The 9,924-nt window shown below is 70.1% G+C and carries 10 protein-coding genes; 7 read left to right on the top strand and 3 right to left on the bottom strand.

Annotated features, from left to right (window positions below):
- The 7 genes from AC1DKV_RS39430 to AC1DKV_RS39400 form a co-directional block, all read left to right on the top strand.
- The coding region (locus AC1DKV_RS39430; RefSeq protein ID WP_477139621.1) for an SfnB family sulfur acquisition oxidoreductase at nt 1-1,184 on the top strand (1,184 nt) is incomplete at its 5' end.
- The gene (locus tag AC1DKV_RS39425) at nt 1,184-2,545 is read left to right on the top strand and encodes an LLM class flavin-dependent oxidoreductase (protein ID WP_477139620.1); all 1,362 of its coding nucleotides are present in this window, start codon (nt 1,184-1,186) and stop codon (nt 2,543-2,545) included. The genes AC1DKV_RS39430 and AC1DKV_RS39425, both read left to right, overlap by 1 nt.
- An 87-nt stretch (nt 2,546-2,632) precedes the next feature.
- Nucleotides 2,633-3,451, top strand: coding sequence for a MetQ/NlpA family ABC transporter substrate-binding protein (locus AC1DKV_RS39420; RefSeq protein ID WP_441615606.1), 819 nt, complete (start codon nt 2,633-2,635; stop codon nt 3,449-3,451).
- A gap of 4 nt (nt 3,452-3,455) precedes the next feature.
- Nucleotides 3,456-4,616: a methionine ABC transporter ATP-binding protein gene (locus AC1DKV_RS39415; RefSeq protein ID WP_477139619.1), complete on the top strand. Its 1,161-nt coding sequence runs from the start codon at nt 3,456-3,458 to the stop codon at nt 4,614-4,616.
- Nucleotides 4,597-5,250 (top strand): methionine ABC transporter permease, encoded by a 654-nt coding sequence (locus AC1DKV_RS39410; protein WP_441643404.1) that lies wholly within the window; start codon nt 4,597-4,599, stop codon nt 5,248-5,250. Before AC1DKV_RS39415 ends, AC1DKV_RS39410 begins: the two co-directional genes overlap by 20 nt.
- A gap of 392 nt (nt 5,251-5,642) precedes the next feature.
- The gene (locus AC1DKV_RS39405) at nt 5,643-5,924 is read left to right on the top strand and encodes a type II toxin-antitoxin system RelE/ParE family toxin (RefSeq protein ID WP_441615601.1); all 282 of its coding nucleotides are present in this window, start codon (nt 5,643-5,645) and stop codon (nt 5,922-5,924) included.
- A 41-nt stretch (nt 5,925-5,965) separates the two neighbouring features.
- Complete coding sequence (locus AC1DKV_RS39400) at nt 5,966-6,313, top strand: HigA family addiction module antitoxin (protein ID WP_441615599.1); 348 nt, start codon at nt 5,966-5,968, stop codon at nt 6,311-6,313.
- Between the two features lie 15 nt (nt 6,314-6,328).
- Here AC1DKV_RS39400 and AC1DKV_RS39395 read toward each other — a convergent pair whose 3' ends face one another.
- The 3 genes from AC1DKV_RS39395 to AC1DKV_RS39385 form a co-directional block, all read right to left on the bottom strand.
- A complete protein-coding gene (locus AC1DKV_RS39395; RefSeq protein WP_477139618.1) occupies nt 6,329-7,570 on the bottom strand; it encodes an acyl-CoA dehydrogenase family protein in 1,242 nt (413 codons plus the stop codon).
- 62 nt (nt 7,571-7,632) lie between these two features.
- Nucleotides 7,633-8,841, bottom strand: a complete 1,209-nt coding sequence (locus AC1DKV_RS39390) for a sigma-54 interaction domain-containing protein (protein ID WP_441615595.1) — start codon at nt 8,839-8,841, stop codon at nt 7,633-7,635.
- A gap of 4 nt (nt 8,842-8,845) precedes the next feature.
- The coding region (locus AC1DKV_RS39385) for an acyl-CoA dehydrogenase family protein (RefSeq protein ID WP_477139617.1) at nt 8,846-9,924 on the bottom strand (1,079 nt) is incomplete at its 5' end.

Genomic DNA, 9,924 nt, shown 5'->3' with positions numbered 1-9,924 from the left:
CGCCCGCCCTGATCCGCGACGACGCCGACGCCATCGCCACCGCACGCCGGCTGGCCGCGCAGTTCGCGCCCGGGGCCGCGCTGCGCGACCGCGAGCGCCGCCTGCCCTGGGCCGAGCTCGACGCCTTCAGCGCCAGCGGCCTGTGGGGCATCACGGTGCCGCGCGAGTTCGGCGGCGCCGGCGTCTGCACCGTGACGCTGGCCGAGGTGATCGCCACCATCGCCRGCGCCGACGGCTCGCTGGGGCAKATCCCGCAGAACCATTTCTATGCGCTGGAAGTGCTGCGCGTGGGCGGCAGCGAAGCGCAGAAGCGCTTCTTCTACGCACGCGCGCTGGCCGGCGAACGCTTCGGCAACGCGCTTGCCGAGATCGGCCACAAGGACTTCAAGCGCCGCACCCGGCTCAGCCCCGACGGCGACGGCTGGCGCGTGGACGGCAAGAAGTTCTATTGCACCGGCGMGCTCTATGCGCACTGGATCCCCACGCTGGTGGTGGCCGAGCAGGACGGCMGCGAGGTCACGCTGCTGGCGGTCGTTCCGCGCACCGCGCCGGGCGTGACCATCACCGACGACTGGGACGGCTTCGGCCAGCGCATCACCGGCAGTGGCTCTGTCACGTTCGAGAACGTGCGCGTGGAGGCGGACTGGGTGGTGCCCTTCCTGGCCTCCTTCGAGCAGCCCACCACCATCGGCCCGGTGGCGCAGATCATGCACGCCGCCATCGACCTCGGCATCGGCCGCGGCGCCTTCGAGGCYACGCTGCCCTTCGTGCGCGAGCAGTCGCGCCCGTGGCTGGATGCCGGCGTGGCGCGCGCCGCGGACGATCCGCTGACCATCCACCAGGTGGGCGAGGTGGCGGTGCGCCTGCGCGCGGCCGAAGCGCTGCTGCGCCGCGCCGGGCGCATCGTCGACGTGGCCCAGGCCGCGCCGGACGAGCGCAGCGTGGCCGCGGCCTCGATCGCCGTGGCCGAGGCGCGCGCGCTCACCACCACCGCATCGCTGCTGGCCGGCAGCAAGCTGTTCGAGCTGGCCGGCACCAGCGCCACGCTCGATGGCCTGGGGCTGGACCGCTTCTGGCGCAACGCACGCACTCACACGCTGCATGACCCGGTGCGCTGGAAGTACCACGCGGTCGGCAACTACTACCTCAACGACCGCCTTCCCACCCGGCACGGAGCCCTCTGATGGCACGCAAGCAAATCCTGCTCAACGCCTTCAACATGAACTGCGTGGGCCATATCAACCACGGCCTGTGGACGCATCCGCGCGACCGCTCCATCGACTACAACACGATCGAATACTGGACCGGCCAGGCGCGCACGCTCGAGCGCGGCCTGTTCGACGGCCTGTTCATCGCGGACATCGTGGGCGTGTACGACATCTACCAGGGCAACGTGGACGTGACGCTGCGCGAATCGATCCAGTTGCCGGTCAACGACCCGCTGCTGCTGGTATCGGCGATGGCCGCCGTGACGCAGCACCTGGGCTTCGGCGTCACCGTCAACCTCACCTACGAGCAGCCCTACCTGCTGGCGCGGCGCTTCTCCACGCTTGACCACCTCACGCGCGGGCGCGTGGGCTGGAATATCGTCACCGGCTACCTGGACAGCGCCGCGCGCGCGATGGGACTGGACAACCAGATCGCCCACGACGAGCGCTACGACCGCGCCGACGAATACCTGGAGGTGCTCTACAAGCTGTGGGAAGGCAGCTKGGAAGACGACGCGGTGCGGCGCGACAAGGCCGCGCGCGTGTTTGCCGACCCCGGCCGCGTGCACAAGGTGAACCACCAGGGCAAGTACTACAAGGTCGAGGGCTGTCACCTGGCCGAGCCGTCGCCGCAGCGCACGCCGGTGCTGTTCCAGGCCGGCAGCTCGGGGCGCGGCCAGCAATTCGCCGCGCGCCACGCCGAATGCGTATTCATCTCGCCGCCCAGCAAGGAAGCCGCGCGCAACACCGTGCGCGCGCTGCGCGAGCAACTGATGGCGGCCGGCCGCCGGCCCGACGATATCAAGGTATTCGCCGGCGCCGCCGTGGTGGCGGGCCGCACCAATGCCGAGGCGCGCCAGAAACACGCCGACTACAAGGACTACGCCAGCCGCGAGGCTGGCCTCGCCCACTTCGCCGCCAGCACCGGMGTGGACTTCGGCCGCTACGACCTCGACGCACCGGTCGACTACAACGGCGGCAACGCCATTGAATCCGCCACGCGCACAGCCCAGCAGCACGGCTGGACGCGCCGGCGGCTGCTGGAGCTGTTCGAGCTGGGCGGGCGCTATCCGGCCATCGTCGGCGACGCCGCGCAGGTGGCCGACGAGCTGCAGTCCTGGATCGACGAGACCGGCATCGACGGCTTCAACCTGAGCCGCACCGTGGTGCCGGAAAGCTACGAGGACTTCGTCGAGCTGGTGGTGCCCGAGCTGCAGAACCGCGGCCTCTACAAGACCCGCTACGCCGAGGGCAGCCTGCGCGGCAAGCTGTTCGGCGAAGGCGATCGCCTGCCGGCGCGCCACGCGGCGGCGCAGTTCCGCCGGCTGTCGGACTAAGGCGGCCGGGCAGGTTTCAAACAACTGCGCAAACAACCGCGCAAGCCACTGCGCATCCACTTCCGTTTCAACCGGGCATCCAAGCAAATGACACTCAAGCGACTGTTGATTTCCGCCCTCGCGGGCTTCTCCCTGGCGACGGCCCTGCATGCCGCCCATGCCGCGCCGCTGCGCATCGGCGTCACCCCGGGCGCGCTGGCCGACTCGGTCGAAGTGGCCGCGGCCGAGGCGCGCAAGCAGGGCCTGGACGTGAAGGTGGTCGAGCTGACCGACTGGACCACGCCGAACGTGGCGCTGGCGTCAGGCGATCTCGACCTCAACTACTTCCAGCACCAGGCCTTCCTCGACAATGCCGTGAAGGAACGCGGCTATGCCTTCAAGAGCGTGGCAGTGGGCGTGTTGCCCAATATCGGCCTGTACTCCAGCCGCATCAAGCGCTTCGACGAGCTCAAGGACGGCGCGCGCGTGGGCGTGGCCAGCGACCCCGTCAACCAGGGCCGCGGCCTGTTGCTGCTGCAGAAAGCCGGGCTGATCAAGCTGCGCGACGGCGTGGGTGCGCGCGGCGGGCTCGACGACATCGTGGCCAACCCGAAGAAACTCAAGTTCGTGGAGATCGAAGGCCCGCAACTGGTACGGGCGCTCGACGACGTGGACCTGGCGCAAGGCTACCCGGCCCACTTCGTCAACGCGGGCAAGCCGCAGATCGCTGGCGCCGGCCTGCTCTATTCCGGCGTGGACGACGTCTACTTTGCCATCCGCTTCGTCAGCCGCCAGGACAATGCCGGCGACCCGCGCATCGCCCGCTTCGTCAGGCTCTACCAGGAGTCGCCGGCCGTGCTGCAGAAGCTGCGCGAGTCCTACGCCAATAACGACAAGCTCTATAGCCTGCCGTGGCGCAAGCAGTGACGCCATGGGCACGCTGACCTTCCTGCGCCGGCTCGGAGCCGCGCCCGACCGGGCGAGCCTGCCCGCCCATGCCGGCAGCCCGCGCGATGCCGCCACGAACACCAGGCAGGCCACGAACGCCGCCGGCGCCGTCGCCTTCCGGCAGGTCTGCAAGGTCTACCACACGCCGGCCGGCGACGTGCATGCGCTGCGCGAGATCGACGTCGACATCCCCGCCGGCGGCGTGTTCGGCATCATCGGTCGCAGCGGCGCCGGCAAGTCCAGCCTGCTGCGCACCATCAACCGGCTGGAAACGCCCAGCAGCGGCAGTGTGCTGGTGGACGGCGCCGACCTTGCCACGCTCGACGCCGCCGCGCTGGTGGCCTTGCGCCGCCGCATCGGCATGATCTTCCAGCACTTCAACCTGCTCTCGGCCAAGACCGTATGGGACAACGTGGCGCTGCCGCTCAAGGTGGCCGGCGTGCCGCGCGCCGAGATCGCGCCGCGKGTAGAGGAACTGCTCGGCCTGGTCGGGCTGGACGGCAAGCAGTACGCCTACCCGGGCCAGCTCTCCGGCGGCCAGAAGCAGCGCGTGGGCATTGCCCGCGCGCTGGTGCACCGGCCGCAGATCCTGCTGTGCGACGAGGCCACCTCGGCGCTGGACCCGGAAACCACGCAGTCCATCCTGGCGCTGCTGCGCGACATCAACMGGCGCTTCGGCCTGACCGTGGTGCTGATCACGCACGAGATGCGCGTGATCCGCGACATCTGCGACCGCGTGCTGGTGCTCGAGGGCGGCCGCATCGCCGAACATGGCCCGGTCTGGGAAGTGTTCGGCAATCCGCGCCATGCCGCCACGCAGGCGCTGCTGCAGCCCCTGCAAGCCGGCCTGCCCGAAGACCTCGCGCAGAAACTGCAGGCCGCGCCGCCGGCGCACGGCGCCTGCGAACAACTGGTCGAGCTGCGCTACAGCGGCGCAGGCGCCGCCCCCGAGCTGGCCGGCATCGCCGCCGCGCTGGGTGGCCGCGTGMGCCTGCTGCACGCCGGCATCGACCGCATCCAGGGCCACAGCCAGGGCCGCCTGCTGCTGGCCGCGCCCGGTACCAGGCTGGCGCCCGAGGCGCTGGCCGCCGCCATCCAGTCCCAACACGCCAAGGTGATCGGCTATGTCCCCACTGACCATTGAACGTATCTGGCAAGGCTTGTTCGATACGCTGACCATGGTCGGCGCCTCGGCACTGGTGGCGGTGGCGCTGGGCATTCCGCTGGCGCTGGTGCTGGTGCTCAGCGCGCCCGGCGGCGTGCTCGCGTCGCCGCGCCTGCACCGCGCCCTGGGCAGCGTGGTCAACGGCTTTCGCGCCACGCCCTTCATCGTGCTGCTGGTGGCGTTGCTGCCGTTCACGCGCCTGGTGGTGGGCGCGACCATCGGCGTGTGGGCAGCCGTGGTGCCGCTGTCGATCAGCGCCACGCCTTTTTTCGCCCGCATTGCCGAGATCAGCCTGCGCGAAGTCGACCGCGGCCTGGTGGAAGCGGCGCAGGCCATGGGCTGCCAGCGCCGCCATATCGTCTGGCACGTGCTGCTGCCGGAAGCGCTGCCCGGCATCGTRGGCGGCTTCACCATCACCGTGGTATCACTGGTAGGCGCGTCGGCCATGGCCGGCGCGGTGGGCGCGGGCGGGCTCGGCGATATCGCCATCCGCTACGGCTACCAGCGCTTCGACACCACCGTGATGGTGGTGGTGATCGTGCTGCTGATCGGCCTGGTCAGCATCATCCAGTGGCTGGGCGACCGCTGCGCGCGGCTGCTGCGGGCGCCCTGAGCGCGGGCCGGGCCGGCAGGGCCCGATACGGCCGACTAACCGGGCGCCTTGAGAATCGTCCCATGCATGCCCGGGGAGAGCGGATTTACGCTCTCTGGCTGGACCGCGAGCGGTTCGCCATGCATGGACCTCATGAAACCTCCGCCTTCAGCACCCCGGACGTCCCGGCACGCTTCAACACCCGGGCGTCTTCGCCCCCGCGCCTTGCGCATGCCGCGAGGCGCGGTTGCCTTCCCCCAGGCGCCTCGCGCACCCGTTTCTATTTCCGCAAGCGTCATATCGGCGCCGCCATCCGCAACCCCAGCGTGCCGGCGTGTGCATCGCGCGGACGCGACTTAACGTGAAGCGAATAACGCTTGACGTTAAACTCAACGCATTATAGGATTGCCGACATGATTCGAAGCTTCGCCAGCAAGGCCACCGCAGCGGTGTACGCCGGCAAGTTCGTGAGCAGCCTTCCGCGCGAAATCCAGCGGCCCGCGCTCCGCAAGCTCGAGATGCTCGACGCGGCGGCCGCACTCGAGGACCTGCGGGCGCCGCCCGCCAACCGGCTGGAGGCACTCAAGGCTGACCGCAAGGGCCAGTGGAGCATCCGGATCAACGACCAGTGGCGGATCTGTTTCCGCTTTGGCAGCGGCGACGCCTACGAGGTGGAAATCACCGACTACCACTGACCACACCGACCACATCGACCACATCGACCATCGAGGCCACCATGACGATMAAGCGCGCGGACCTGAACAAGGTCGATTTCTCGGATGTCGCCACCGGCGAAAGCATCGAGCCGGTCCACCCCGGCGAGATCCTGCGCGAGGACTTCCTMGTTCCGAACAACATGACGGCGCATGCCCTGGCCATGGCCCTGCATGTCCCGGCACCCCGCATCAACGACATCGTGCGCTGCAAGCGCGCCATCTCGCCGGAGACGGCACTACGCCTGGCACGCTACTTCGGCACCACGCCGGAATTCTGGGCGAACCTGCAGGCAGCCTACGACCTGCGCGTGGCGTGGGCAGCGTCGGGCGAGGCTATCGCCCGCGAGATCGTGCCGCTGGCGGCCTGAGCCCCACCGGACCGGTCAGGCCGCCTTGGCGCCCACCGACCAGTAGTAGGTAGGCGCGGCGCCATTGATCGCGTTGTCCCCCACCGCCCTCGCCTTGTAGATGGCCGGATTGTGCGAGGCCAGCGTGCGGGCATTGCGCCAGTGCCGGTCCAGCCGGCGGCTTTCGTCGAGGGCCGAGGCGCCGCCGATATCGAACAGGCGCGTGGCGGCTGCCAGCACCAGGTCGGGCACCACCGACTGCGCCTTGGCCGCGCGCAGTTCCACCTCGTMGAGCAGGGCCGCGGGCACGGTCTCGCCGCGCTGGCGCACGCGGTCCACTTCGCCCAGGCCCTGCGCCACCGCGGCGACCGCGCTGGCGGCGACGAAGGCGGTGCCGCTCAACTGTCCCACCACTTGCTGCACCAGCGGATCTTCGGCCGGCGTGGCGCCGCTGCCGTGGCTGTAGACGCGGCGCCGCGCGCGCACGAAGGCGGCGGCGTCGCGCTCGACCGCGCGCGCGATGCCGGCCAGCGTGGCCAGGTGCACCAGCTGGAAGAAGGCGGTCATGGAGGTGGGCACATTGCGCGGGAAGCTCAGCACCTGCGCATCGCCGACCGTCACGCCGTCGAAGCGCGTGGTGCCGGAGCCGGTCAGGCGCTGTCCGAAGCCGCGCCAGTCGTCGACGCGCTCGATGCCGGCCGCATCGGCAGGCACCAGCACGTAGACCGTATCGACGGTGTCGGGCGCGCTGTCCTCGCCGACACGGTTGGCGGCCACCGCGATCCAGTCCGCATAGAGCGTGCCGGTGCTGTAGAACTTCTCGCCGTCCAGGCGCCAGCCTTCGCCGTTGCTTGCGTCACGCGTCAGCGTAGTGCGATGCCGGCCCAGCGTGCCGTCACCGGTCTCGGTGGTGGCGTTGCCGAAGATGGTGCCTTGGGCCACCAGCCTCAGCCAGCGTTCGCGCAGCGCGGGCGCCACCTCGGCATAGAGGCGTTCGACGAAACCGAAATGCGCGCGCAGGATCTGCGGCAGGTTGGAGTCCGCCGCGCCCAGCTCGACCAGCAGTTCGGCCAGTTGCTCGGGCGAGGCGCCGAACCCGCCTAGCGCCACCGGCACCCGCAGCGCGCCGAAGCCGGACTCGCGCAGCAGTTTCACGGCATCGAAGGCCAGTTCGCGCGTGTGCTCGCGTTCGGCCGCGCGTTCGGCGATCCCGGCGAACAGTGGGCGGAAGCGGGCGGCCAGTTCGGCCGACGCGGGGAAATGATCTTTTTCTGGCATGGTGGAAATGGCGGTGTTGCGCCTGGTTGGATTGTTGCCCTGGACGCCGGCCTGACCCAGGTTCAGATGGCGATGGCGAATACCTTCGCGGCGCCGGCTTGTGCCGTGCCACCGGCGGCCTCGCCGATGCCGGCCGGATCGGTGCTCGCCGGCTCTTCTGGCTCGCCCGGCTTGCGCCGGTTGACGCGCAGCTCGCCAAGCTGGATCAGCCTGGCGCGCGTGATGTTCCGGCTCAGGCCAAGCAGCGCCGCGGTGTGGACCTGATTGAAGCGGCAGTAGCGGAAAGCGGCGCGCAGCAGCGCGCTCTCCACGGTTTCGTGCACGCCTTCCGGTGCTTGCTCGAACAGGCGCAGCAGCGCGCGTTCCAGCAAGGCGGAGGCAGCTTCATCGTCCGGCCCGGCGGCGGCCGGCATGGCGCCCGCGGCGAGCGCCACGCCGGGAGCCGCATCGGGCAGCACCGCGGTGACGTCCCCGCCCGGCTCCCGCACATGCAGGTCGCCGGCGTCGATGCAGTCGTGCTGGCAGGTCAGCAAGGCGTGGTGCAGCACGTTCTCCAGCTCGCGGATATTGCCGGGCCACGCATAGCGCTGCAGCTTGCGCTGCGCGTCCGGGCTCAGCGCGACCTCGCCGTAGCCGAGCCGCTCGCCGTACTTGCGCAGGAAATGCTGCGCCAGCGGCAGGATGTCGCCGGGGCGTTCCTGCAGCGCACGGATCTCCAGCGTCACCACGTTGAGGCGATAGAACAGGTCCTTGCGGAAGCTGCCGTTGCGGATGGCTTCGTCCAGCGGCCGGTTGGTGGCGGCCAGCACGCGCACGTCGATCGGCACCGGCTTGCGCGAACCCAGCCGCACCACTTCGCGCTCCTGCAGTACGCGCAGCAGCTTGACCTGCAGCGACATCGGCAGGTCGCCGATCTCGTCGAGGAACAGCGTGCCGCCGTCGGCTTCCTCGAACCAGCCCGGCTTGGCGCCGAGGGCGCCGGTGAAGGCGCCCTTCTCGTGGCCGAACAGTTCGGCATCGACCAGCGACTCGGAGAACGCGCCGCAGTTGACCGCGACGAAGCGCCGGTGGCGGCGCGCGCTCAGGTTGTGGACGTGGCGCGCCATCATCTCCTTGCCGGTGCCGGTCTCGCCMACGATCAGGATGCTGGCCTCGCTGGGCGCGACCTTTTCCACGTGGCTGAGCAGGGCCAGAGATCTCGTGTCGGCGAAGACGTGCGCGAGGTGCTGCGCCGGACGCGACGCCGGCGGTGGCCAGGACACTAGCTGCATGGGATCATGAGTAGAAGGATGGGCTTGGCACGGCGCCGTTCAGTGCCCAGTCGCCGAGTTCGTGGAGCTTGTAGTCGAGCGGGTCGTGCAGCGACTGCGTGCGCAGGTTGCGCCAGTGGCGGTCCAGCCGCAGCGCGCCGTGCGTGGCGCGCGCGCCGGTGACCTCGAAGATGCGGCTGGCGAGGTCGAGCCCGGTGCGGGTCGAAGCCACCTTGGCCGCGGCGATGTCGACCGCGAGCGCGCCGCGCGCATCGGCATCGAGCCGCTCGCCGGCCTGCCAGGCCTTGTCGAAGTGGGCGGCGGCGCGCTCCACCAGCAGCCGCACGCTTTCCAGGCCGACCCAGAACTCGCCGTAGMGCGCCAGCACATAGGGATCCTCGGTGACGTGCGCGGCCGCGKAGCGGAACCACGGACGCGCCTCGTTCCGCGTATAGCCGCGCGCTTCCTCGAAGGCGCCTTCGGCGATGCCCAGGAAGGTATGGCAGAACACCAGTTGCGCCAGCAGCGGCCGCAGGCACGCGAACGGCGTGCTCAGCGGCCCCGGGTCGAGCAGCAGTTCCTGCGCCTCGACGCGCACGCGCTCGAAGGAGACGCTGCCGCTGTCGGTCTGGCGCTGGCCGATGCTGTCCCAGTCATGATGCGGCGTGATGCCGCTGCGGCTGGTCGGCAGCGCGGCGATCAGCAGGCGGCCACTGCCATCTTCCAGCGCCGATGCCACCAGCATCTCGGAATCGAGGGCACCGGAGCAAAAGCTCTTCTTGCCGGAGAATTCGTAGCAGGCCGCGCCACGGCTGGCCACGGTGCGCGCATCGAGCGGGTTCAGCGCGTTGCCCCAGAACCAGCCGCGCAGCGCGGTMTGCTMCCACCACGGCCGCCACTGGCCGGCGTTGCCGAACAACCGCAGCGTGGCCAGTGTCAGGTGATGGAAGCCATAGACATGGGCCAGCGACGCATCGGCGCTGGCCAGCGTGCGCACCACGGCCAGCATGTCGGCCCAGCTGCCGCCCAGCCCGCCGAGCTCGGCGGGAATGGTMAGGGCCAGCAGGCCGCTGGCGCGCAGCGCATCGCACTCGGCCTTGGGGG

The sequence above is a fragment of the Cupriavidus sp. 05T41 genome (assembly GCF_056396525.1).
This window is presented reverse-complemented; position numbering and strand designations above follow the sequence as displayed.